Origin of the sequence: Bradyrhizobium ganzhouense (assembly GCF_049949285.1) — a bacterium.
Lineage (GTDB): Bacteria > Pseudomonadota > Alphaproteobacteria > Rhizobiales > Xanthobacteraceae > Bradyrhizobium > Bradyrhizobium ganzhouense.
Window position 1 is genome coordinate 8,039,204 of the sequence record NZ_CP181318.1, and the last position, 21,866, is coordinate 8,061,069.

The window sequence follows — 21,866 nt, forward strand, 5'->3', positions numbered from 1 at the left end:
AGTCGCTCAGGGAATGATGCCGCCCGACCGAGAGCCCATCGGCCGGGCGCACCGGCTCATTCGAACTCCAGGATCGTTTCAATCTCCACGCAGTTGCCGCGCGGCAAGGAGTGCATGCCGACGGCCGACCGCGCGTGCAGCGCCACCTCCTTGCCGAACACCTCGTCAAGAAGGTCCGATGCGCCGTTGATCACCTCAGGCTGCTGAACGAAATCGGCGACGCAGTTCACCATCCCCAGCAACTTGATGATGCGCTTGACGCGCTTGAGATCGCCGATATTGGCCTTGATCGTTCCAAGGCTATTGATCATCGCGACCCGCGCGGCGCGATACCCCTCCTCGACGGTCACCTCGCGACCGAGCTTACCCATATACTGCGGCACACCGGCCGAATCCGGAAGATGCCCGGCAAGATACAGGACGTTTCCAGAAGAACGCGCACGAGCGTAATTGCCGGCAGGCGGAACAGACGCCGGCAGTTCGATCTTGAGCTTGGCAAGGACAAGCCCTGGATCGAACGTCTTAGTATTAGTCGATAGCGCGTTCATTTGCACAATGCCTCACTTTTCGCCGTCAGTGCCGGCGTAATTTCTTCTTTTCCAAGTCCGTACTTCGCGACGATCGCGCGATGCTCTTCGGACCCAAGGAACTTCGCCAACTCCTCGTTGAATCGGGTCACAAAGGCTCCGTTGGCCTGATTGAACGAGAATGCGCCGAAGCCAGCTTTCGGACGCCCGTTGTCCACCGGCAGCTCGAATGGCTGAGCAAGCGCCAGATCGGCGTCTTTCAACGATGCAAGTAGTGCACGGTGACCGAGCGCAGAGTTCGGATAAGCGTCGACGCGCCCGGCCTTGATCGCGGCAACGATCTCTTCTTGAGCACCGAACTCCACGATCCGCTCAGCAGGCACGCCAGCCGCCTTCGCGGTTCCGACTTGCACGGTACCCTTGACCACACCGAGCCTGGCATCCGACGCCGCCGCCGATGCATAGCTGGAGATGTGCTTTGGATTACCCGCACGCACGATCATGCCGTCGACGAGCGCCCAGATCGGATTCGAGTACGCGACCGTCTTGCAGCGTTCAGGCGTGACGAACAGCGCAGTATTCATCGTCCAGCGCCCGGTGGCCACGCCGGGAAGAAGCTCGGCAAATTCCACTTTCTTCAGCTCGACGTCTGTGACGCCCATCTTTGCCAACACGGCCTTGGCGACATCAACGTCCGAGCCCGCCGCTTGACCGTTGATCGTCGCGGCGAACGGAGGCTCCTCGATATAAGCCAGGACGACCTTATCCTGTGCCTTCGACGGCTCCGCGAAAAGCAGCGCCATCGTAGCAACAGCAAAGACTGAGTATGTCGTTTTCATCGCATGTCCCTCCCTCGAGGACCTGATGTCCTCGAGGCAAATATGACGGCGAGCGCAACGTTTAGAACAGATGACTCTCGCGCTCGCAGCGTTCTGCATTTCAGAACACGCCGCGGTCATGCGTAGTTAATGACGAGGTGCTTGATGTCGGTCATTTCGTCCATCGCAAAGACGGTTCCTTCGCGACCGATTCCCGACTCCTTCCAGCCGCCGAACGGCATGTTGTCGAGCCGATAGATCGGCACGTCGTTGATCATCAGGCCACCGACGTCCCACTCTTCGATCGCCGAGAAGGCACGCTTTAGATCGCGTGTGAACATGCCCCCTTGCAGGCCATAACGCGTTGCGTTGGCACGACGGACCGCATCCTCGAAGTCATTGAACGGATTAACGGTGAGAACGGGCCCGAAGACCTCTTCGTCCTCAATCTTCATTCCGCTCTTGGTTCCAGCCATGACCGTCGGCTCCACCACTGCTCGTTCGCGCTTTCCGCCGACCAGGATCTTGGCTCCGGCCGCGCTCGCTTCGTCGATCCAGCTCGCGATGCGCTTGGCCGATCCCTCGTCGATGACCGGACCAACGTCTACACCTTCCTGCATGGGATCGCCGACCTTGCAGGCGCTCACCTTGCTCGTCAGCTTTTGGACGAATTCGTCGTGGATCTTTCGCTCGACGAGGATGCGCTGGACGCCAATGCAATACTGGCCGCCATAAACGACGCCGCCACGAACGCATCTTGCTGCTGCGAGGTCCAGATCTGCGTCCGCGCAGACAACGACCGCAGCGTTTCCGCCGAGTTCGAGCGCGACCTTCTTCTTGCCCGCGATCGACTTGATGTGCCAGCCGACCTTGGCTGACCCCGTGAAGGTAACCATCGCGAAGCGATCATCCTTGACCATGTGCTCCGCCAGGGGGACGCTGCAATGAACGACCGACAGCGCTCCCTTCGGAAGGCCGGCCTCGGTCAACACCTCGGCAAGCAGCAACGACGTCAACGGGGTCTGCGGCGCCGGCTTCAGCACGACCGAGTTTCCGACCGCGAGCGCCGGTGCGACCTTGTGGAGGACGAGGTTGAGCGGAAAATTGAATGGTGCGATCGCAAGGATCGGTCCGATCGGGAAGCGCCGCGCAATACCGATGCGACGGCGAATTGAGGCGAGTTGCTCGAAATCCGCGTTGGCCAGATCGAGCGGAGCACCATCGGTCGTCGTAGTCTGGTACTCGTAGACCCCGGCATCCATGTCGAGCGGGATTTCGTGGCCGCCATATCGGCGCGCCTCGGCGGCCGCATTCGTCAGGTTGAAGATCGAGCGCGCTACCTCTCCCCGCGCGTCATAGAGAGGCTTGCCGGCTTCGGCGGCGATGGTGCTGACGAATTCGTTGCGTCTTGCCTTCATGATCTCCGCCGCCCGCGCGAGTATATCGGCGCGCGCGAAGCGAGGCAGCTTTCGCGTGACCTGAAAGGCGCTTTCGGCGGCATTGATCGCCGCCTCGACCGCAGTAGCGTCGGAAACCGGCATTTGGCCCACGGGAGAGCCGTCAAACGGGGAGCGAACAATGTCGAATTGCGTGGCATTCATGGCAGATTGATCCCGGTTTTTGGTGAGAGAAGCCTAATCGACGCCGAGATAAGCGGCGCGAATTGCACGATCTTCGGCAATTTCACTGCTGGATCCGGCCTTTGAGACCCGACCGCGATCCATCACGACCACATGCTGAGCGAGATCGAGCGCCACCGCGACGTCCTGCTCTACGACGATGATGCCGACACCGTCGTTGCTGATCGTCTTCAGTGCTTCGACGAGGAAGTCGACGGCGACGGGCGACAGGCCAAGCGATAGCTCGTCAATCATCAGAATCCGGGGCTGCGACATCAGTCCGCGGCCGATCGCGCACATCTGCTGCTCGCCGCCAGACATCGATACGGCGTCCTGCCGACGTCGCTCCGCGAGCTTCGGGAACGTAGCGTAGATCCGATCGAGATCCTGCCGAAGCTCCGCCGGCTTAGCGGCACGCGCAAACGCGCCCATCAGCAGATTGTCCTCCACGGTCATGCCAGCGAACAGGCGCCGGCCTTCCGGCACATGCGCGATGCCGGCGCTGACGAAATCGAGCGCCTTGGTTCCTGAGAGTTCGGCTTCGCCGATCCGAATGCTACCCTGGCGGGGCTTCAGCAACCCTGAGAGGCTGCGCAGCAAAGTCGTTTTCCCGGCACCGTTCGAGCCGATGACCGCGGTGATCGCCCCGACTTCGGCCGACAGGGAGATGTCGGCGAGGACGGAGACATCGCCGTAGCCCGCGGACAGCTTTGAGACGACGAGACCCGAGGTCATGGCTTTTCTCCGAGCATCGCAGCCGCGCCTCGCGTTCCGAGATAGGCCTCGATGACTGACGGATTGCGAGCGACCTCCTCCGTCGGACCGCTCGCCAGCAGCTGGCCACGATGCAACACGATCAATTGCGGACAGAGGCCTTTCACAACCTTCATCAAGTGCTCGATGATCACGATCGCCACGCCTTCGGCGGCAATCTTCCGGATCATGCCGAGAACGCCTTCGATTTCACCCGTATTGAGGCCGGCGTTGACTTCGTCCAGAAACAGTAGCTTTGGCCTGGCGACCCAGGCGCGCGCCAGTTCCAGTCGCTTGCGCTCCGCCAGCGTCATGCGGATCGGAAAATGATCGCGGCAATGACTGATCCCGAGATTGCTCAGCGCAGCGTCGGCCTGTTCCCGCGCGCTGGACATCGATCGAGAGCGCCCTGCGAACATGGCGGCGGCAGCGACGTTGTCGAGCGCGGTGAGCGCGTTGAAAGGCTGGACGATCTGAAACGTTCGCATCAGCCCTCTCGATGCGAGTTCGTGAGGTTTCCGGCCGGTGATCTTCTGACCACGAAACGAGATTTCCCCCTGCGACGGTTTGAGGTGACCCGTTACGAGATTGACGAGCGTCGTCTTGCCGGCGCCATTCGAGCCAATCAGGCCAACGATTTCACCTTCGCTCAGCCGGAAGGACACGTCGTCGATGGCCTTCAGCCCACCGAAACGACGGCTGATATTTCTGACGTCGAGCAATGCAGCCGTCATGAGCGGGCCTTCCTGGAAACAAGCGAGGGCAACACGCCGCCCGGCAATATCAGGAGCAACAGGACGATCAGGACACCCAGGCCGCCTGCACTGAAGCTCAGAACGTTGCGCCAAACGATCTCCTCGAGCGCGACGAAGATGGCAGCCCCGACAACCGGCCCGAGGATCGTGCCCACCCCTCCGAGCAACACCGCAACGATAGGCTTCACTGACCACATCACGTCGTACACATCCGTCGGGTCGATGTAGCCGATCCATCCGGCATAGACCGCGCCGGCAACCGCCGCAGGAATTGACGAGAGGATGAAGGCGTATGTCTTGAGCTTCTGGGCGTCGACGCCGATGCCGGCTGCGGCAGTCTCGTTCATGCGGATGCAATCCAGCCCAAATCCGAGACGACTCCATTTTATGGCGGCGCCGACGAGAACGGTGATCACAGCCAGAGCCAGTGAAATTCGCAACGCGAAGGCCGCCAGAATTTCTGGGTCTCCTCCGGCGCCGGCAATGGTCAACCCTATGCCCCCGCCAGTCAGGTCTGACCAACCGGTCGTCAGTTCCTTGAGGATCGTACCCAGCATGAGGCTCGCGACCGCGAAGTAGTGGCCGCGCAGCCTGAGAACGCCGTAGCCGACCGGTGCGGCGAGCACGCCGCCAGCGATTCCCGCGGCAACCAGGGCCAGCCGCCAGTCCACTCCCTTGCCTTGGAGGATCGCGGCGACATAGGCGCCGAGGCCGAAGAACGCGCCCGTTGCAAACGACGGATAGCCGGTAAAGCCGCCGACAATGTTCCACGATGCAGCCAGCACCAGCAGAAGGTTGAACATCGTAACGAGGCGCATGAGATACGGCTCGCCGGCAAGGATCAGCGGAAGCCCCGCGCAGGCGAGCGCGCCGACGATGGCGATTGTAATCGCTAGCTGATTACGAGACATCATTCGTAGCCTGCCCGGCCTAGGAGGCCCTGTGGTCGCGTGAACAGCATCAAAAGGAGAACGATGGCGGCGACCGTCGTGCCGTACTCGGCGCCGACCAGGAGAGCACCCAAGCTCTCAACAACCCCAAGCAACAGTCCACCGGCGACGGCACCCAACACGCTTCCAAGCCCGCCAAGGACGCAGGCGACGAACGCGATGTGGAGATAGTAGGCGCTGTTCAGCGGCGAGGTCGGGAAGATCGCCGCGAGCAGGCAACCTGCGACCCCCGCCATGGCCAATCCAAGTCCGAACGTCGTCGCGTAGATGATCTCGACACGGACGCCCATCAACTCGGCTGTCTGCCGGTCCATCCTCACTGCGACGATGGCGCGGCCGAGACGGGATTTGTGGAGATAGAAATGCAAGGCGAAGGCCGCGCTGATAGCCGCAATCGCAGCGAAAAGGCGATCGACAGGGAGCGTCAGTGCGCCGAGAGTGAGCGGCGTCGTCGGGAAAGCCCCCTCGATCTTCCGATAGTCCGCCGTAAACAGGCTGATCATCGTATTGTTCAGAATCAGGTCCATGCCGAAGGTGAACACCAGAGTGATCAGCACGGGGGCCGCGATCACACGCTGAATCAGATAGCGCTGGAGCAGCCAGCCGGCGGCGAACAACAGAGGACCTGCAAGGGCGATAGCTGCCAACGGATTGAGGCCGGCATATCTCCAGGTAAAGTACGCAACATAAGAGCCGAGGACGACCGCGGATCCCTGCGCGATGTTGATGATGTTCAGTACGCCCCAGACCAACGAGAATCCTGCCGCCATCGCAGCATAGAGGCCGCCGAGCAGGAGGCCGTTGAGAATGACCTGAGCAATTTGCACGATCGCACCCGCTCGATCAGGTAATGCCAAGGCGAAAATCGCCTTGCGCGATCGACGAAGGCGCCAGAACGATCGGCCGGCCGTTCTGGATCTGGAACACGGGCGGCACCAGCTTTTCGATCTGCCCGGTCGGGCCAAACGAGATAGGGCCATAGAATGTCACGGCATCCAGACCAGCCAGCGCGTCGCGTAGCGCTGGTCCTTCGAGCGCCCCGGATTTGCGCGCAGCGAGCTGTAGGATCGCGCCCGCTGCGGCGGCCGACGCCTCGATGTAGTCCGGCAAGGTCGAATAGGTGGCGAGGAACTTCTGGACGAAATTCTCGGTCTTCCCGAAAATATCGATCCCCTCGTAGCGTACGGCCGGGTGCCACCAGGCCGCGCTCGATATGTTCTCCGCTGCGCGGTGCAGGGCTTGCGTGAACTCCTCATAGGCAGGCCCGGCAATCATCGTGAGTACTTGCGGCTTCAAGCCGAGATCGCGCATCTGGGTACGGACTTGCACGAGGTCGTTGACATATCCGCCGACGAAGACCCATTCCGGATTGGCGCTGCGCATCTGGGTGAGCGCGGAGGCGAAGTCGAGGCTGCCGATGGCGAATTTTTCGTCGAACACCAGCTCGAGGCCGCGCTTGATGGCCGACTTCTTCATTTCGGTACTCAAGGCCAGCGGCAGAAGATCATTGCGCGAGAAGATCGCCACGCGCTTGATCGCCGGCGCGGCCGCCAGGACCATATCCGCGAGCGGCTCCGTCAGCGTCTCGTTCGGCGTAAAAGTACCGAACAGATATTTGAAACCCTGATCGTAGACTTCGCGCGAGGACGCCGTCGGGGCGATCATCGGTACCCGGTAGCGCTCGGCAATGGCACTGGATGCTTTGGCCGCGCCGGAGCCGAACGGGCTGAACAGCGCATGCACGCGCTGTTGTGTGACGAGCTGTTCGCAGGCCTGAACGGCACGCGGTGTGGAGGATTGATAATCGCTATAGGTGATCCGCACGGGGATACGGCGGCCGCCAATCTCAAATCCTCCGGCGCTCTCGACCTCCTTGACCCAGAGGTCGTAGCCGCGCTTCTGCTTCTGGCCCTCCGGAGCCAAAGGTCCGGTCAACGGCAGCGGCGCCCCAATCCGCAATTCGTCGCTGCCCTGCGCCCGAACGATTGCGGGCGCCACGACGGCGGCCGCCATTCCAATCAATACCGTCCTGCGCTGCATCAGATCCTCCCCAGAACCTATCTTGCTCTGGGAACAGTGATGACAAACGACAAGGCGATGACGATAGAGCCGACACGCGTAGGCAGCGTACTCGGATTTAGAACACCCGTTGGCCGGCACTAAGCCTTGTGATCGGCAATGCTCTGACGAACGAAGCGCAGGAGAGTTTCGGCAGCCTTGGACAGCGGTTTGGTCCGTAGTGTCATGACGTCGATGGTAGCCTTGACCAGCAGCGCGTCGTCAATTTTGCGCGTCACCAGAGAACCTGCCCCAAGCTCGCGAAACAACGCCTCAGGAGGCAGAACCGTGAGAGCATTGGTCGACGCGGCGATCGTCTTGGCGACGTCCAGAGAGTTCGTCTCCAGGAAAGGTCTCGTCACCGCGCCCACCTTGTTGGCAGCACGTTCGATCAAGGAGCGGATACCGAAACTGCGATCAGGCAGGATGTGGGGACACTCCAGGACATCCCTCAAACGCAGGCTTCCGGACCGCGTTGCCAGCTCATGGCTGGGTTTCATGACCGCCTGAAGCGGCTGTGGCCAGCGCATTCTGAGAAGGAGTTCGTTCCGTAGCGGAGGGTCAAGGGCAATCCCGATATCTGCCTCCTCCTTGAGGATGGCTTCAGCGACCTGGTGGGTCCCCAGGATACGGACCTCGAGATCCACACCGGGAAATTTGGCGCGAAATGCCGAAATGCACTCCGGCAGAACACGCCCCTGCGTCGCCTCGACCGTTGCAAGGACCACACGGCCACGGCGCAGTCCGCTAAGATCATCGATGGCCGATTTGAGCCGATCGAGATCGCGCTTGGCGGACTGAATATAACCGGCAACGAGCTTGCCCTGCTCGGTTGCCTCGATCCCTGTTCGGCTCCGCAAAAGAAGCGGCGCGCCAAACCGATGCTCAAGCAACTGGATCTGGCGGCTGATCGCACTCGGTGCAATCTGGAGACGATCGGCCGCCAGCCGTATGGATCCGCAATCGACCACTTCCATGAAGTATCGGAGCGCCGGATCCAGCATGCGCTAATGCACGACCTGAGTGTGTTGCTCGCCTAAGCCCTCAATCCCGCAGTGAAGCTGGTCGCCCGGGCGAAGATAATCCGGGTCGGACTTGTTGTAGGCCACGCCGCGCGGTGTACCGGTGAGGATCACATCACCGGGCACGAGCCGCATGAACTCGCTGAGATGGGCGATAATGCGCGGCACCGAGAAGATCATGCGCGACAGCAACGAGTCCTGCCGGATCACGTCGTTCTTCTGAAGCCAGATACGCCGAGGTCCCAAATCCGCGACTTCGTCGGGGGTCACCAGCCAGGGCCCGAGAGGTGCGAAGGTGTCGGCGCTCTTGGCCTTGCTCCACTGCCCGCCACGCTGAAACTGCCAGTTTCGTTCGGTCACGTCATTGGCAACACTGAACCCCGCGACGGCAGCCATCGCATCCTTCTCGCTGGATCCAATCGTCGATCGACCGATCACGCAGGCAAGCTCGACTTCCCAATCGACGGCTTCTGCGGTCTTAGGAAGAACGATCGGATCGGTCGGGCCGCAGATCGCGGTCGGCGATTTGAAAAACACAAGTGGCTCGGGTGGCAATTCGAAGCCGGTCTCCTCGGCATGATCAGCGTAGTTGAGCCCGACGCAGACAACCTTGCCCGGTGTTGCCACCGGCGCGCCGAGCCGTACGTCGGCCGGCACGATCGGACAGGACGCGAAGTCCGTTGCCGCGAACGCAGCGAGAGAAGCTGGATCGAGGGCATCTCCAGCCCAGTCTGCAACATGGCTTGAGACGTCCCTGATGCGGCCCTGTTGATCAACGATACCCGGTCGCTCTCGTCCCGCGTCACCAAATCGCACGAGTTTCATGATGGCCCCGCTGCCTCAGGATCGCCGCGCGACCAGATCGATTTCGACACGCGCATTCAGCGCCAGCTTCACAACCTGCACCGTCGTCCGAGCGGGGAACGGCGCGGTGAAAATGGTGCCGTAGATTGCGTTCATCGCCGCGAAATCGTTGATGTCCACCAGGAATACGTGTGCCTTGATGACGTCCTCGAATCCGAGCCCGGCGGCAGCGAGAACGCGACGAAGGTTCTCGAAGGCCTGACGCGTTTCTGCCTCGATGCCGCCCGCTACCATCGCGCCAGAGACCGGATCCTGCCCAACCTGGCCCGAGACATAGAGCAGATCACCTGCCCAGACGCCCTGCGCAAATGGCCCCACAGGCGGTGTGAGATCCGGGGCAGTTACTATCTTCCTGGTCATTCTAGGGTTCCTTGGTCCAATTGGGAACGGCGCCGCGATCCACGACGGTGGTCGGCGCCGGTTTACAGAAAGCAGGAACCGATCTATCGTTCTTGTCGGATATTGACCTCAGCGCCATGGCTACTTTTCAATTCGAGAGCCCTCTCGACAGAGCGACCTTTCGTAGCTCGCCGATGTTTGGCGGCATCGATTTGATGTCAGCGCGATTTGTACGGCACAGCTTCGCACCACATTCGCACGATGAACTGATGATCGGCGTCATGCATGCGGGCGTGAAATCGTTCCGATGCGGGAGTGCTCGCGCGCATGCGGCACCGGGCAACCTGGTGGTGGTAAATCCTGGCGAAATGCATACCGGAGAGCGCGAGCACGGCCGGGAGTTGGCCTATGCCGCGCTTTACGTGCCGGCCCCCGCCCTCGCCTCGATCCTCGCGAGACCGTGCGGCGATGGGCCAATCGTCGGAAAGACGGTCATAGACGATCCGGAGCTCTGGCATTGGTTTGACCAAGCCCAAGGACTCGCCTCAGCCGGCCTCGACATGGCGGGCGCCGAAGAGGCAATGGTCTGTGCCATCTCGCTGTTGTTCGAGCGCTACGGGTCTGACAGGCTCACGCAGACCGATGCGGGTTGCCCGAGAGCGGTCGATCTTGCCATCGCGTTCCTGCAGGCGCGCGCGTGCGACGACATAGGTCTTGAGGAAGCGTCCAGGGCCTCTGGCGTCGGCCCCTTTCACCTCATCAGACTTTTTCAGAAACACCTTGGCCTGACACCGTACTCATATCTAACCCAGGTGCGAATTGCGAAATCGCGACAACTCCTGAGGCTTGGCGAGCCTGTGGCACAAGTCGCGCTGGATGTCGGTTTTGCCGATCAAGCGCACTTCACAAAGCGCTTCAAGCAATTCACCGGCACGACGCCAGCGCTGTACGCAAGGTCGATGCAATAAGGCGCAGGTTCAAAGTCCCGGCTCGACTGGCACCCTAGAATCGTCCGGCCGCAGCAACTTTCGACAAGATTTCTCATGGTCACGGCCCTCAATAGCCGCGAACCCACTGACCTTGAGGATAATGTGACACACAAGCCAGACTGGCCGGGCCGATTTCCTCGAAACGAGATCATCTCGTTGCTCGATATCAATCGGCGTTACAATCTGGCCGAAAGCACGGCCCAGGACCTGACATTCGGCGAGATTGTGAGCATGGCCGGCGGCATCGCCGCGCTTGACGGCCTCAAGATGGGCTATGGTTCGTCGGCGGGTCTGCCGCGCCTCCGGGCCACGATTGCCGCGCTTGCGGGAGTTCAGGCGGAAGACGTCATTACCACGCAAGGAACTGCCCTTGGACTGTTTCTGCTGGCGTTCGAACTCTGCCGTCTGGGCGACGAGGCCGTTATTGCAACACCATGCTTTCCGCCCTCGCGCGACTCGCTCGTCGGCACCGGCGTGACGTTGCGAGAATGTCATCTGACATTCGATCGCGGCTATCGGCTGACACCCGAAGCACTCGAACCGCTCCTCAACGAAAAGACGAAGCTCGTCAGCATCGCCAGCCCGCAGAACCCGAGCGGCGTGCGAACAGATCTCGCGGAAATACGAGAAATCCTGAACCTGATGCGCACGAAAGCACCGGCTGCGCGCCTATTCGTCGATGAGACGTATCGTGAGGCCACCTACGGGGATGAGCTTCCTCCTCAGAGTGCCGTAGCGCTTGATGAAGCGATCATAACCGGCGGATCCGTTTCTAAGGCCCACGGCGCGCCTGGGCTCCGCGTTGGATGGCTCACCGTCCGCGATCCCAAGCTTCGCGAGCGACTGACGATCGCAAAAATGAACCTCGTGATCTCCGGCTCCCCGCTCGATGAGACTTTGGCAGCGACCGTCCTTGATCACCGAGAGGCAATCCTGCGCCAGCGCCGCACTCTGCTTGCAACAGGCCTCTCGACAGTGGCGGCCTGGGTTGGCAGCCAAGCGGGCATGGTCCAATGGGTCAAACCTGACGGCGGAGCTCTCTGCTGCCTTCGATTGAACCCGACGGCATTTGACGCAGCCGCTGTTGACCGCTTCTGGTCCGCCCTTCCGAAGTCCGATCTTCAGATCGGAGACGGGTCGTGGTTCGGCGAGTCATCCGCTGTCTTGCGACTCGGCTTTGGCTATCTTCCAATTGACGTTCTTCCGGCCGCCCTCGATGCGCTTTCTGCGACAATGAAGGCAACTGCGCAGAAGGCCCAATAGCCTGACCCTTGTCCTTGAAACACCAAGGCGATGCGCCTTGGTGTTTCAATAGGCGATCGTCGCCAGTCCCAATGAGACGCGATTTAGGCGCGATCCTTCTTATAGGCGACCATTTCGATCTTCATGTTCTCGTTTTTCGTCGGCAGCGCGGGCACCCCAACGCAACAACGCGCCGGCTTGTGGCCACCCATCGCCTTCACATAAACCTCATTCACAGCGTCGTAGTCGCCTATATTTACAAGATAGACGTTGACCTTGACGACATCGGCAAAGGTCGCATCGCATTCCTTGAGAATGTTCGCGAGGTTCTTCATGCATTGGGCGGTCTGTTCCCGAATGTCCAATGGGAATTGACCCGTCTCCGCGTTGTAACCGGCAGTTCCTTTTGTAAAGATCCAGGGCCCGACGATCGATGCGTGCGAGAACGGACGAGTGTTAGCGTGAGAGTCCACAAAGCGTACATCGTCTGTCATGAGAGACCTCCATTCTGTTGTCGTAGGTTATTTTCTGAGACGCATGGTTCGGCGCTCGATCCACCTGATCGTTAGCGTGAGGGGCCAGCAAATGATGAAGTAGACCAGCGCGACGGCCGTAAATATCTCCAGCGGCCTGAACGTCGCCGATGAGAGCTCTGTTGCCTTTCGCGTGATCTCGGGCACCGAGAGGACGGAAGCGAGCGACGAGTACTTGATGAGCATAACGAAGTTCGATGCTAACGGCGGCAGGCTCGCCCAAAACGCTTGGGGCAATACAATTCGAGTGAACGTCTGTAGCCTGCTCAGGCCAAGCACCTTGGCTGCTTCCACGTGCCCCTTTGGGACGCCTTGAATTCCCGCCCGATACACTTCGCCTATGAACGCCGACGAGTAAATCGAGAGCCCAAGGATTGCAGCAAACATCGCGGGAATGTCGATTCCGAACGATATCGGCAGCACATAATAGTACCACAGCAGCTGGATGAGGATTGGTGTATTGCGCACCAACTCACCGAACGTAATACTGATGGATCTCACCACTTTCCATCTGGAAAGATCGAGAGAAACCAGCACCAAGCCGCCGAGCATCGCCATCACAAGCGTGATAGCGGATATCATCAGGGTACCCTTGAGACCCGAGAGCAAGAAGGGCAAGTTGTCTCGAACAACGTCCCACCTGAACGTGTACGTGCTCATGGCTCGACTCGCGCCGCGTTGACAGGCTACTTGGCGACCATCGGACCCAGATTATGCTTGTCCGCATACTTCTTGAGCCGGCCGTCATTGTGAATCGTTCGGACGAACAGGTTGATGAAGTTCAGCCAAACCTGATCTCCCGGGGCGACGACGTATGAATAAGGCGTCACGGCGAGCGGCTCGGACGGAGCAATCAGTTTTGCCCAGTCGAATTCCTTCTTGATCCGCACGCTGGCCGGGTAGTCGCTGATGTAGACATCAGCCTTATTGGCAGCGAGCTCGCTCAGCATATCGGCGGGAGGCACCACGCTGCGCTGGGTCGCCTTTTTCAGATACCCCTTCATGATGTCATCCATGAAGCTTCCGAGACCGGTAACGACGCGCACGCCGGGCTGATCGACGTCGTCCCATTTCTCGATCTTGCTGCCCTCCTTCACGATGGCATACAGGCCGGACTCGAGATACGGATTGGAAAATTCGACCGCTTGAGCCCGCTTCAAGGTCGCCGCAACGGCAAACATTCCGATGTCGCACTTGTCGGCCTGGAGGTCGGCAATGAAAGTCGAGAACTGCGTCTCGACGATCTCGAGCTGAACGTTTAGCTCCTTCGCAAGCTCCTTGGAGAGATCCACGTCGATCCCTTCGAGTTCTCCGGTCTTCGGGTTCCGAAACGAGATGGCGTAATAGTTCGGAACCTGACAAACTCGAAGTTTCCCCTTCTGGGGGATCAGCGTTAACTTTGAGACCTTTTGTTGTGCGTAGACAGCTGCCGATCCAAAGATCGCGCAGAACCCGATCACAGCAGCGGCAAGAATCGACAGCTTTTTCATTTGGTCCCCTCGTTCATCGCTCAGAACATCATTTCCAGGAATTGCTTGGCTCTCTCGGTCTTGGGCGACCTGAAGAACTCGTCAGATCCACCCTCTTCGACCAGCTTTCCGCCATCGAGAAATGCGATGCGCGTGCTGACGCTTCTCGCGAACCCCATCTCATGGGTGACCACGATCATGGTCTGACCATCGTCGGCCAGCTTTTTGAGCACAGCCAGCACTTCGTGACGGAGCTCCGGATCGAGCGCAGACGTCGGTTCATCGAAGAGGATGACTTTCGGACTCATCGCGAGCGCACGCGAGATGGCCACTCGCTGCTGCTGACCACCCGAGAGTTGCGCCGGATAAGCGTCGCGCTTCTCCGCAATGCCGACCTTCGCGAGGATCTCGATGGCCGATGCGATGGCGACGTTTCTCGAAATCCCACGAACGCGCATGGGCGCTTCGATGACGTTCTGGAGCACGGTCATGTGCGGCCACAGATTGAACTGTTGGAACACCATCCCGATGTCCCGCCTCATGAGCCGTGCGGCCTGCTGTGACTGACGATCGGAGGCTGTTCCGGCAACCGTGGTTCCGTTGATACGAACCTCCCCGGACGAGATCTCCTCAAGCAGTGCCAGGCATCTCAGGAACGTAGTCTTGCCGGAACCGGAAGGACCGATAAGGCTGACGATCTCGCCTTCCGCAACGTTCAGCGACACGCCATTGAGCACCGTAAGGGCGCCAAAGCTCTTCTTGATCTCGCGAGCCTCTAGAATGGTTTTTCTGGATGCCAACACTATGGGGTTCCGCGCCTTCTGCCGGTAGCCTCGATCCGCCAGATTAGACGTGCCCCTTGGCAGAGCAGATAGCGGTAACTTGCGAGCGCGGTGTTGCCTGAATTAGACCACCCCGATCTGAGACCAGAAAACCAATGCCTCTTATTCGTCGGTTCCTGCGACAGAGAATAATCGACCGAATCCGCCGAGGTTGAGGTCAATCCCATTTGAACGCATCAATTGCCACACCATGGACTGGTTGCTGGTCAACACGGGAATGCCCCAGCGTTGCTCGAGCCGGGAAATGATTGGAGCTGACCTGATGGCGGTACAGCTGAGGAAGCACGCATCCGTTCGTGGGTTGATGTTGTCGTCGGCCCAATCGGCAATCGCGTTTGGCACAATCCTGGCCATCTCAGTGTTTGTGCTGATGCCGAGATAAGCGTTCGCTTCTACGACAAATCCTTTTCCTTCGAGATATGCTATTTCTCGTTCATGAACCGCGCTGATGTACGGAGTTAGCAGCGTAATGCGCTTGGCGCGGAGCCGCCGCAACGCCTTGATGACCGCGTCCGCCGTGGTGAAGCATCTTATGTTTGTTGCTGCCTCAACGCGTTGGCGGATTCCGGCCGCCAAATCGGGGGCGAATGTCGAAACTGCCGTGCAGTGGAAGACGATCACATCCACACCTGCATCAGCAAGGAGACTGGATGCCGGCTCAAGCTGATCGAGCATCCCGAGGAGCTCCGGCTTGGAACTGCCACGCAAAGCAAGCCTAGTCACCAGCGGAGAAATACCCGCTGGCAACATGGCGCGGATTTCGGGCTCAGCGATCGGATTACCCGACGGCATCAAGATGCCGACACGAAGGCGGCTACCATAATCGACGTCTGCCATGACTTTCAGACCTCTTTAGCAACGACACGAATCTGCCCGGCTCCGGACTCCGCCTCGTTCACCACGGAGATCGGCTTTCGGGCGCCCAACATGATCACGACCGACCCGCCCGCCCGCAATAACGAATGCTCCGGAGAAGCCCCCGGTCGCTGCGACGACGTAACCGGTGACGATTGGAGCTGCCGTCCCGAACGTATTTCCGCCAATGATGAGAAGACTGGTGGCGACACCGTTGTACCGGCCGTCGGACATCAAATCGGCGATCAGCGCAATGTTCATGGCCATTGCGGTGGCAACGCATGCGAGCGATACGCTGATCAGGGCCTCGATCAGCCAGATTGAATCAACGAACGGAGCGGCGAGGATCACTGACGACAGAAGCAGCATCGTCGCGATCAACTTCCGCCTATCGCTGTTGCTCGCCCCGGCTCCCTTCAAAAGCCGATCGCTCAACCAACCGAGGCCAAGCCCAAGCAGTGCGGCCGTCCCGTAGGGGATGGCCGAGAACAAGCTCGACTTCAGGACATCCATGCCGCGAGACGCCACCAGGTAACTGGGCAGCCAGGTCATGAACAAATAGAGTGTGTAGCCAGCGCACCCCTGCGTCAGGGCCAGGGACCACATGGTGGGACTACGTAGCAACCCTTTCAGGGCAGCGGCTTGGTTGAAGTTTGTGGTCTCATCCGATGCGATTTGGCCGCGATTATCGCGAATGAAGTTGCGTTCTGCAGCGCCAAGCCAAGCCGCCTCTTCTGGCCGGCGATATAGCAGATACCACAGAACGGCGAGGACAAGGCCAGCGACGCCGGTAATGTAGAAGGACTCGCGCCATCCGAATTCGACGATCAGCGAGCCGACCACGACCGAGCCGAAGCAAAGGCCGGCGTGCGCCCCGCAATTGAGAAACGCCGCAGCGATTCCGCGTTCGCTGGCAGGCGCCCATTCCCGGATGATTTTGCCGCCGGCGGGATAGCTTGCGGACCCGCCGATTCCGAGAACCAGGCGGGATGCAACGAGTGAGGAGTAGGTTGACGCCAGGCCGGTCCAAATTCCGGCGAGCGACCAGATACCTAGCGTTGTGTAGGTGACTGCTCGTCCGCCAAATCGATCGGCCAGCATACCCATGGGAATCAGGCAGATCAGATAGGTCCATAGGAAGGCCGAGAAGATGTAGCCCATATCGATGGGAGAGAGACCGTAGCTCTCCGCCAACGGCTTTGCGGCAACGGACAGATTGACCCGATCCAGGTAGTTGATGAACATCAACACGAACAGCCCGGCATACACGCAATATCGCTTTTTGAAACCCATCCTCGCCCCCTCAACTATTGAACTTTGAAGATCCAAACGGTGAGATCGTCAGTAGTCGATCAGGAGGGATCCAAATCCCGGAACCCGATCCTCGATGCCGCTCTGTCGCAGCGCATGCCAGTAAATGGCGGTGTTGATGGCGATGACGGGCTTGTCGAGCCAGAACTCGGCAATGCCCGCCAGACGAGCCATCGCGAGGTTGGTGCCGACCTGGATGATGGCCTCCACCGACGGATCATTTATCTCGTTGATGGCATCGCGAAGCTGCTTCTCCGACACGTGGGCATACTGCACGGGAGAAGGTCCCCTTAGTCCCTTCAAAGCGACGATCTCGAAGCCACATTCTGTGAAGAATCGACGGACCTGTTCATCGCCCGGCGGCATGTACGGCGTTATCACGCCGATCCTGCGGATGTTTCCGTATTTGGGCAACGCAGCGCGAACAGCTTCCGCCCCCATGGTGACGGGAACACCACCGGAGATCTGGTGCATGCGTTCGAGCAACCTTTTGCTGCCTTCGAGCCCATCCCAGAACGTCTCGGACGACATACCGAGCACCAGACGATCGGGCTGGCAGGTCATTACCACTCGCGCGGCCTCGTCCATCGTGGCACGGATGTTGTCCATCACGCGATTGAAGTCAGCATCGTTCCTGATCGTGTCGTTCGGAATATGCAGCCGCCCGTGGTGATTGGTCACACCGTAAGGACGCATCGCGTCCATCTCCGGCTGCACCGCGGTGTTGGTCGACGGCGCAATGATGCCAAGCTTGAGGCGAAATCCCAGGGAATCGGTCACTTTACGCCTCCGGCGCTGTACTTCTCGACGAATGATTTGCGGATATCCTGCGCGGTCATGAGGTCCGCGTATTTCTGAGCCATGTCGAACAGGCTGGCGCGATGAGGGCCCTCAGCGTGGTCTCCCACGCAATCAGCTGCAACAACGACGAGAAATCCGCTTCCCATTGCATCAACAACCGTGGCTCTGACGCACCCGGACGTCGTTGCTCCTGCCACAACCAGCGTGTCGACGTTGTGCTTCGTTAGCCAAGCCGCTAGGTCCGTGCCGGCGAAGGCCGATGGCAATCGCTTCCGCAGAACCAGTTCACCCGGCCGAGGCGCTAACTCCCGCACGACAGCTGATTGCGGATTCTCTTCCGTAAGAGAAAGGAGCGACGGGACTTTGCGCGTGAAAACGTTGGCATCACTCGCATCGTCAGCGAACACAACCCTAGTGAAGGCGACCGGCCAATTTGCCGACCTTGCGAACCCGAGGAGGCCTTGCGTCTCGACGATTGCATCGCGGATATTTCCACCACCGAACGCAGTGGGATCGGCGAAACCATTGACGAAGTCGACGATGACAAGTGCGGGGCGATCGCCGACGCCCGACGGATTGCCAAAACCCTGGCGGTGATAGATCTCTCCCTCCCCGTGGGAGAGCGAGGCTTCGTCGGCCATTCCGGTTTTCCTCCGCTTGCAAACGTTGACGTTGTCAGCGGCGGTACCACTGGCCAGAAGCCAATGAAAATTAAGAGTTCTTGCAACATGATAGGATCGCCCTATCATCTTGCGCGATGCGCTATACACTCGGCCAAGCGGAAGCGTTTTATTGGGTCGCGAAGCTCGGCAGCTTCAGGGCGGCCGCAGCGCGGCTCAATCTGACGCAACCTACAGTCAGCCTGCGTGTCCGCGAGCTAGAGCGAAATCTCGGTGCGGAGCTTTTGGATCGCTCGCTGTACCGCCCCGTTATGACACCGGCCGGCGTCGCTATCTACGCCGACACCGAACGGATGCTTGCGATTGCCGAGCAGATCGAACGGCGCTCGCGCAACAGTCCCTCGGTAGAACGACTGTTCCGAATCGGCGCCGCCGAGTCGTTCGCCGCACTGATCTTGCCCGATCTATTGGCGGCACTGGAGGCGCGACACCCCGCCTGGCAGATCAACGTCGAAGTCGACGTCAGCACCCGGCTCGAGACCGCGCTGCACGAACGGACCATCGACATCGCATTTCTCGCGCAACCACGCGTTCGGGATGGTATCTCGATTGTCCCGCTATGGTCGGTCGACAGCGTTTGGGCGATAGGAAGGGATTGTCAGTTCAAGGGCGCAATAGCAACGCCCGACGTGCTGGTCGATGTTCCCATCTACACGACGGCACCACCGTCCGGGCTCTTCACGAACATGATGGCTTGGTTTGGCGCTCGCGCTGTGAAACCTAGCAGGGTCGTCACATGCGATACGATCGCGATTATTGCGCGCCTTGCTAGCGCGCGAGGTGGAGCAGCGCTGGTGCCGCAAGCCATGGTCTCCGCTTTCGGCGGCGAACTTGGACTACGCATTCCGGACGCTGATCCACCGCTGCTCCCGCTCAATATCTGCGCGATGTGGTGGGACGACGCTGGCGCCATTGAATGCGCCTACATGGCCAATCTGGCGCGACAGCTTGGCGCAGCACTGTCCGGCAGCAAGCTTGGGATGCCGATTGAGACCGACGCCTGACGAGCGATCGACCGCCCCGGCCTGACCGGAAGCATGCTCGCGGTGCACAAGCTGCCTTCTAAGCGATTGAACAACTTGAACTCTTGCTCCAGTCCATCATGGGCAAGCATTCTTGCGTATCTATTTCCTCGAACGAGCCTGCACTGTGCAGATAAGGACGCGCGCGAACGGCGGCACGGAGTCCGACTACCATCCGCCGGAGCTGGCGATCGAGAAAAACGCGGCGCTGGCGAAATCGGGCGGCATGTCGCAACTGGCGGACAGGCTGGTCTGGCGGGCCTTGCTGCGGAAGCTGGATCGCATGTCTCCCGATTTCCGCGAATAAGTTACCCACCGAAACGTATCCGCGGCGCGTCGAGGCGTACGAGTTTGCTGTCCCTCAGGTTTACTCGCGACAGCACACTCCTGCTTGAGTGGGAACACGTTACCTTATGATGCCGACCTTGCGGATCTAGAATCCGGCCCTGCGTTTAGCAGGCCATCACTACGGATCGCGCTCTCCGAAAATGGAGAGATAGCCTCGCGCAAGAATAGTTCTCGTAGTTTCGGGTGAGATCCTCAACAGAAGTGGTCGCAAAGCCGGCTGTAGTAATTCATGCCCGATTACGTGGGGAGCGATTGTGTCGATCGGAACGGCATACGCCGCGCCTCCTACAGAGGGGCCTGCCGTTCTCTTTTTTACGACCGAATACCCTGCGACACGCTGCTGGTATTCCTGCTGGTATCAGCAACAATCCGCCATGAAAACTACTGCAAATTCAGATGGTTATATGATTAGATGATTGCCGGCCAGGGGCACTATGGAAAAAATTACAACAATAACAATAGCTTAAGTCGCTGGTTCGATTCCGGATTTCTCCGGAAAACTGTCGCGACGTATTGAAAATACAAGCACAAGCCCACTGCAACCATCCGCTTTGCTGGTATTTGTGCTGGTATCGCCAAGCCAAACACGCCGCGGCGAATTTCGATATTCCCGACGAGGGAATTAAGCGCCGGCATGCCCCGTTCACCACTTTTCGCGTGACGTTCGGACGTCAACCTCAATTGACCAACCCCGGCTGGCTGGCGATAGAGGAACGTGAACGCGTTCACGATTGCTTCGATGCTGATCAGGCTTTCTCGCTGCGCCGGGGAAGCGATTGAAAAATTCTGTCCTCGGCGATTGCGCTGTCGACGATGACGTGACCGACATGGATTTCCATCCTCGGCTATTCCTTCGCCGTGGCCTGCGCGAGCGCTCGAAGCCCAGCGGTCGCTGAGTTGAACGCGCCATAGTTCGGCCTGCCGCGAAGCGATGCGCTGGCGTGGCTCGTCCAAGTACTGACCCAACCTTTCGATTTCCGTCGGTGCTGGACAGCGGGGTTGTTGGCGTTTGCCCTCCGAAGGCAAAGGTCACACGTTCGAATCGTGTCGGGCGTGCCAAATTCTCTCTCTTTTGCAGACCCATATGCGCGCCCCAGACGAACCTAGAGGCTTAGTTGCATTCGCACGAGTAAGCAATCCGAACGAAACTCGTGGCCAAGGGCAGATAGCTTGGCGAGCGAGCGACGTTGGTCGTTAGCTCGCTAATCTGAGAACCCGATTGCCGCCAGAACAGCGGAAGAGATTTGAACTGACGCGCCGACGGCTAGCGCCAATGCGAGTTAGATGCGCGGCGCCACAACAGTTGGTCACGCAATGGTACTGCCTCCATCTACCACGACTGTTGAACCGGTCGCGAACGGCGTGCATGCCAGAAACAATACTGCGCTTGCGATATCCGAAGGCGCGCCAATAGACCGGACAGGCAACCGTTCCGCGGTACTCGCAAACATCGCTTCGCGTTCGGCTTTCGCCAATCCGGACCACAGTGGCGTCGCAATCAAACCGGGTGATACGGCGTTCACCCTGATCGGAGCGAGTTCAAGAGCCAGACCGCGCGCGAGCGCCTCAAGTGCCGCGTTCACTGCACCTTGCAGTACAGTATTCGCCGACGGGCGAACGCTCCTGAAGCCGGAGACCAGGCAAAGCGATCCGCGCTCGCTGATCCTGGCCGACCGTGCCACGTGGTAGGCACCCCAGAACTTGCTATCCATGGTCGCGCGTGCCCCGGATAGGTCAAGCCTTCGGACCGGTCCGCTCGTTGTCTCCGCGGCCGATACGACAATGTGATCCCAAGCGGCGTCGGCACCGAAGAAGGAATCAACTGCCTCATGATCGGTCGCATCGAGCTGCCGCCCTCTGGCGCTCGATCCCAACTCTACAAGTGCCGATTCAAGCTTGACTTGCGAGCGAGAAGCTATGGTGACAGCGGCGCCGGCTTCGACGGCCGCCATTGCGACAGCCAAGCCGATGCCAGAGCTGCCTCCTACGACAAGAAATCGCGAATCTTTCAGACCGCCATGCATGCAAGAGCTTCCTTCCGGTATCGTTGCCGTCGCTCGGTTGATTGC

25 protein-coding genes and 1 tRNA gene are annotated in these 21,866 nt (G+C 59.7%); 6 read left to right on the forward strand and 20 right to left on the reverse strand.

The features are described from left to right. Window positions 1–56 precede the first annotated feature (56 nt). The 11 genes from ACLFLU_RS37405 to ACLFLU_RS37455 form a co-directional block, all read right to left on the reverse strand. Window positions 57–548, reverse strand: a complete 492-nt coding sequence (locus ACLFLU_RS37405) for a RidA family protein (protein ID WP_298366486.1) — start codon at window positions 546–548, stop codon at window positions 57–59. Continuing rightward, entirely contained in the window at window positions 545–1,366 is an 822-nt protein-coding gene (locus ACLFLU_RS37410) for a transporter substrate-binding domain-containing protein (RefSeq protein ID WP_298366484.1), read from the reverse strand. The genes ACLFLU_RS37405 and ACLFLU_RS37410 overlap by 4 nt, the downstream gene beginning before the upstream one ends. Window positions 1,367–1,482: 116 nt before the next feature. Next, the gene (locus tag ACLFLU_RS37415; RefSeq protein ID WP_426409640.1) at window positions 1,483–2,886 is read right to left on the reverse strand and encodes an aldehyde dehydrogenase family protein; all 1,404 of its coding nucleotides are present in this window, start codon (window positions 2,884–2,886) and stop codon (window positions 1,483–1,485) included. A 93-nt stretch (window positions 2,887–2,979) separates the two neighbouring features. Next, window positions 2,980–3,699 (reverse strand): ABC transporter ATP-binding protein, encoded by a 720-nt coding sequence (locus ACLFLU_RS37420; RefSeq protein WP_426409641.1) that lies wholly within the window; start codon window positions 3,697–3,699, stop codon window positions 2,980–2,982. Continuing rightward, window positions 3,696–4,451 carry an ABC transporter ATP-binding protein gene (locus ACLFLU_RS37425; RefSeq protein ID WP_426409642.1) on the reverse strand — a complete coding sequence of 252 codons (756 nt, stop codon included), beginning with the start codon at window positions 4,449–4,451 and terminating at the stop codon, window positions 3,696–3,698. Before ACLFLU_RS37425 ends, ACLFLU_RS37420 begins: the two co-directional genes overlap by 4 nt. Continuing rightward, a complete protein-coding gene (locus ACLFLU_RS37430; RefSeq protein WP_426409643.1) occupies window positions 4,448–5,386 on the reverse strand; it encodes a branched-chain amino acid ABC transporter permease in 939 nt (312 codons plus the stop codon). Before ACLFLU_RS37430 ends, ACLFLU_RS37425 begins: the two co-directional genes overlap by 4 nt. Beyond that, window positions 5,383–6,249 (reverse strand): branched-chain amino acid ABC transporter permease, encoded by an 867-nt coding sequence (locus ACLFLU_RS37435; RefSeq protein WP_426409644.1) that lies wholly within the window; start codon window positions 6,247–6,249, stop codon window positions 5,383–5,385. Before ACLFLU_RS37435 ends, ACLFLU_RS37430 begins: the two co-directional genes overlap by 4 nt. 16 nt (window positions 6,250–6,265) lie before the next feature. Further along, complete coding sequence (locus ACLFLU_RS37440; RefSeq protein WP_426409645.1) at window positions 6,266–7,462, reverse strand: amino acid ABC transporter substrate-binding protein; 1,197 nt, start codon at window positions 7,460–7,462, stop codon at window positions 6,266–6,268. Between the two features lie 119 nt (window positions 7,463–7,581). After that, window positions 7,582–8,484, reverse strand: coding sequence for a LysR family transcriptional regulator (locus ACLFLU_RS37445; protein WP_426409646.1), 903 nt, complete (start codon window positions 8,482–8,484; stop codon window positions 7,582–7,584). Between the two features lie 3 nt (window positions 8,485–8,487). Continuing rightward, a complete protein-coding gene (locus tag ACLFLU_RS37450; RefSeq protein WP_426409647.1) occupies window positions 8,488–9,327 on the reverse strand; it encodes a fumarylacetoacetate hydrolase family protein in 840 nt (279 codons plus the stop codon). A 15-nt stretch (window positions 9,328–9,342) separates the two neighbouring features. Then, entirely contained in the window at window positions 9,343–9,726 is a 384-nt protein-coding gene (locus tag ACLFLU_RS37455; RefSeq protein WP_426409648.1) for a RidA family protein, read from the reverse strand. Between the two features lie 47 nt (window positions 9,727–9,773). On the opposite strand from ACLFLU_RS37455, the gene ACLFLU_RS37460 reads away from it, so the two are divergent. Both ACLFLU_RS37460 and ACLFLU_RS37465 read left to right on the forward strand, forming a co-directional pair. Next, the gene (locus ACLFLU_RS37460; protein ID WP_426409649.1) at window positions 9,774–10,673 is read left to right on the forward strand and encodes an AraC family transcriptional regulator; all 900 of its coding nucleotides are present in this window, start codon (window positions 9,774–9,776) and stop codon (window positions 10,671–10,673) included. Window positions 10,674–10,748: 75 nt separating this feature from the next. Then, entirely contained in the window at window positions 10,749–11,957 is a 1,209-nt protein-coding gene (locus tag ACLFLU_RS37465; protein WP_426409650.1) for a pyridoxal phosphate-dependent aminotransferase, read from the forward strand. A gap of 83 nt (window positions 11,958–12,040) precedes the next feature. Here the strand turns inward: ACLFLU_RS37465 and ACLFLU_RS37470 are convergent, their stop codons facing one another. The 8 genes from ACLFLU_RS37470 to ACLFLU_RS37505 form a co-directional block, all read right to left on the reverse strand. After that, window positions 12,041–12,430 carry a RidA family protein gene (locus tag ACLFLU_RS37470; RefSeq protein WP_426409651.1) on the reverse strand — a complete coding sequence of 130 codons (390 nt, stop codon included), beginning with the start codon at window positions 12,428–12,430 and terminating at the stop codon, window positions 12,041–12,043. A 27-nt stretch (window positions 12,431–12,457) separates the two neighbouring features. After that, window positions 12,458–13,129 (reverse strand): amino acid ABC transporter permease, encoded by a 672-nt coding sequence (locus ACLFLU_RS37475; protein ID WP_426409652.1) that lies wholly within the window; start codon window positions 13,127–13,129, stop codon window positions 12,458–12,460. Between the two features lie 26 nt (window positions 13,130–13,155). After that, window positions 13,156–13,959, reverse strand: coding sequence for an ABC transporter substrate-binding protein (locus tag ACLFLU_RS37480; RefSeq protein ID WP_426409653.1), 804 nt, complete (start codon window positions 13,957–13,959; stop codon window positions 13,156–13,158). Window positions 13,960–13,979: 20 nt separating this feature from the next. Next, a complete protein-coding gene (locus tag ACLFLU_RS37485) occupies window positions 13,980–14,744 on the reverse strand; it encodes an amino acid ABC transporter ATP-binding protein (RefSeq protein WP_426414154.1) in 765 nt (254 codons plus the stop codon). Between the two features lie 138 nt (window positions 14,745–14,882). Then, window positions 14,883–15,617, reverse strand: coding sequence for a maleate cis-trans isomerase family protein (locus ACLFLU_RS37490; RefSeq protein WP_426409654.1), 735 nt, complete (start codon window positions 15,615–15,617; stop codon window positions 14,883–14,885). Window positions 15,618–15,632: 15 nt separating this feature from the next. Further along, window positions 15,633–16,928 (reverse strand): MFS transporter, encoded by a 1,296-nt coding sequence (locus ACLFLU_RS37495; RefSeq protein ID WP_426409655.1) that lies wholly within the window; start codon window positions 16,926–16,928, stop codon window positions 15,633–15,635. Between the two features lie 48 nt (window positions 16,929–16,976). After that, window positions 16,977–17,726 (reverse strand): maleate cis-trans isomerase family protein, encoded by a 750-nt coding sequence (locus ACLFLU_RS37500; protein WP_426409656.1) that lies wholly within the window; start codon window positions 17,724–17,726, stop codon window positions 16,977–16,979. Then, window positions 17,723–18,388 carry an isochorismatase family protein gene (locus ACLFLU_RS37505; RefSeq protein ID WP_426409657.1) on the reverse strand — a complete coding sequence of 222 codons (666 nt, stop codon included), beginning with the start codon at window positions 18,386–18,388 and terminating at the stop codon, window positions 17,723–17,725. The genes ACLFLU_RS37500 and ACLFLU_RS37505 overlap by 4 nt, the downstream gene beginning before the upstream one ends. A 116-nt stretch (window positions 18,389–18,504) precedes the next feature. On the opposite strand from ACLFLU_RS37505, the gene ACLFLU_RS37510 reads away from it, so the two are divergent. The 4 genes from ACLFLU_RS37510 to ACLFLU_RS37525 all read left to right on the forward strand — a co-directional run bounded on the left by ACLFLU_RS37510 (window position 18,505) and on the right by ACLFLU_RS37525 (window position 20,856). Beyond that, window positions 18,505–19,431, forward strand: coding sequence for a LysR family transcriptional regulator (locus tag ACLFLU_RS37510; RefSeq protein ID WP_426409658.1), 927 nt, complete (start codon window positions 18,505–18,507; stop codon window positions 19,429–19,431). A 112-nt stretch (window positions 19,432–19,543) separates the two neighbouring features. Continuing rightward, window positions 19,544–19,756, forward strand: a complete 213-nt coding sequence (locus ACLFLU_RS37515; RefSeq protein WP_426409659.1) for a hypothetical protein — start codon at window positions 19,544–19,546, stop codon at window positions 19,754–19,756. 554 nt (window positions 19,757–20,310) lie between these two features. Beyond that, window positions 20,311–20,577: a hypothetical protein gene (locus ACLFLU_RS37520; protein ID WP_426409660.1), complete on the forward strand. Its 267-nt coding sequence runs from the start codon at window positions 20,311–20,313 to the stop codon at window positions 20,575–20,577. A 197-nt stretch (window positions 20,578–20,774) separates the two neighbouring features. After that, window positions 20,775–20,856 (forward strand) — tRNA-Ser (locus ACLFLU_RS37525). 248 nt (window positions 20,857–21,104) lie between these two features. Here ACLFLU_RS37525 and ACLFLU_RS37530 read toward each other — a convergent pair. Continuing rightward, window positions 21,105–21,821: an SDR family oxidoreductase gene (locus ACLFLU_RS37530; protein WP_426409661.1), complete on the reverse strand. Its 717-nt coding sequence runs from the start codon at window positions 21,819–21,821 to the stop codon at window positions 21,105–21,107. Window positions 21,822–21,866 lie beyond the last annotated feature (45 nt).

Coding starts and splice junctions, on each gene's coding strand:
- ACLFLU_RS37475 (WP_426409652.1), bottom strand. CDS start 13,129: ATGAGCACGTACACGTTCAGGTGGGACGTTGTTCGAGACAACTTGCCC.
- ACLFLU_RS37410 (WP_298366484.1), bottom strand. CDS start 1,366: ATGAAAACGACATACTCAGTCTTTGCTGTTGCTACGATGGCGCTGCTT.
- ACLFLU_RS37490 (WP_426409654.1), bottom strand. CDS start 15,617: ATGGCAGACGTCGATTATGGTAGCCGCCTTCGTGTCGGCATCTTGATG.
- ACLFLU_RS37445 (WP_426409646.1), bottom strand. CDS start 8,484: ATGCTGGATCCGGCGCTCCGATACTTCATGGAAGTGGTCGATTGCGGA.
- ACLFLU_RS37420 (WP_426409641.1), bottom strand. CDS start 3,699: ATGACCTCGGGTCTCGTCGTCTCAAAGCTGTCCGCGGGCTACGGCGAT.
- ACLFLU_RS37470 (WP_426409651.1), bottom strand. CDS start 12,430: ATGACAGACGATGTACGCTTTGTGGACTCTCACGCTAACACTCGTCCG.
- ACLFLU_RS37450 (WP_426409647.1), bottom strand. CDS start 9,327: ATGAAACTCGTGCGATTTGGTGACGCGGGACGAGAGCGACCGGGTATC.
- ACLFLU_RS37530 (WP_426409661.1), bottom strand. CDS start 21,821: ATGCATGGCGGTCTGAAAGATTCGCGATTTCTTGTCGTAGGAGGCAGC.
- ACLFLU_RS37455 (WP_426409648.1), bottom strand. CDS start 9,726: ATGACCAGGAAGATAGTAACTGCCCCGGATCTCACACCGCCTGTGGGG.
- ACLFLU_RS37510 (WP_426409658.1), top strand. CDS start 18,505: ATGCGCTATACACTCGGCCAAGCGGAAGCGTTTTATTGGGTCGCGAAG.
- ACLFLU_RS37495 (WP_426409655.1), bottom strand. CDS start 16,928: ATGGGTTTCAAAAAGCGATATTGCGTGTATGCCGGGCTGTTCGTGTTG.
- ACLFLU_RS37465 (WP_426409650.1), top strand. CDS start 10,749: ATGGTCACGGCCCTCAATAGCCGCGAACCCACTGACCTTGAGGATAAT.
- ACLFLU_RS37505 (WP_426409657.1), bottom strand. CDS start 18,388: ATGGCCGACGAAGCCTCGCTCTCCCACGGGGAGGGAGAGATCTATCAC.
- ACLFLU_RS37440 (WP_426409645.1), bottom strand. CDS start 7,462: ATGCAGCGCAGGACGGTATTGATTGGAATGGCGGCCGCCGTCGTGGCG.
- ACLFLU_RS37415 (WP_426409640.1), bottom strand. CDS start 2,886: ATGCCGGTTTCCGACGCTACTGCGGTCGAGGCGGCGATCAATGCCGCC.
- ACLFLU_RS37480 (WP_426409653.1), bottom strand. CDS start 13,959: ATGAAAAAGCTGTCGATTCTTGCCGCTGCTGTGATCGGGTTCTGCGCG.
- ACLFLU_RS37425 (WP_426409642.1), bottom strand. CDS start 4,451: ATGACGGCTGCATTGCTCGACGTCAGAAATATCAGCCGTCGTTTCGGT.
- ACLFLU_RS37405 (WP_298366486.1), bottom strand. CDS start 548: ATGAACGCGCTATCGACTAATACTAAGACGTTCGATCCAGGGCTTGTC.
- ACLFLU_RS37430 (WP_426409643.1), bottom strand. CDS start 5,386: ATGATGTCTCGTAATCAGCTAGCGATTACAATCGCCATCGTCGGCGCG.